Source organism: Bacillus sp. G16 (assembly GCF_021282335.1).
Lineage (GTDB): Bacteria > Bacillota > Bacilli > Bacillales > Bacillaceae > Bacillus > Bacillus inaquosorum.
Window position 1 is genome coordinate 1 of the sequence record NZ_JAJSOZ010000062.1, and the last position, 523, is coordinate 523.

Sequence of the window (523 nt, forward strand, 5' to 3'; positions counted from 1 at the left end):
GTCCTCAATTAACTGTTCCCAGACTTCTTTAAATGGCTTTTCAATTGATAATGTAGGAATAATCTCTTGATCAACAATTACCCATTCTTTTTTCATATCTGCTGTTTCTTCAATATCTGGTTGCTTATACTGTAATTCATGACCGAATCCAGCTATGTTACGTTTATATGCATCAATACATTGAGGAACAATTGTACTTTCTTCCTTACTTAATACTAGTAATGCAGATATGTCATATGGCGGTTCTATCATTCCATTAACATTGAATTGTTCATCTTCAGCTTCTTTTTGCCGTGAGATAACTTGTCCACCAGGCACATTCGATTTAATTACACGTGCCGTTACTTTTCTACTCAAGCTGCTTCACCTCTTTTCCTTTTCTTCTTTTTACGTAATCCAAATATGATCGTGTTAACAAAGTATCTCGTTTCGTCCATGTGATGGTCATTCTCTTTTAAAGGTTTATCCTCACCACGTTGTATTGCTTTCTCATCCCATATATAAGAAGCGAACTCTTTAAATG

2 pseudogenes are annotated in these 523 nt (G+C 35.0%); both read right to left on the reverse strand.

The features are described 5' to 3' along the window. Positions 1-357 (reverse strand): annotated as a pseudogene (locus LWH95_RS21535) (phage portal protein); the annotation flags it as partial. Next, positions 354-523, reverse strand: a pseudogene (locus tag LWH95_RS21540) (PBSX family phage terminase large subunit); the annotation flags it as partial. The pseudogenes LWH95_RS21535 and LWH95_RS21540, both read right to left, overlap by 4 nt.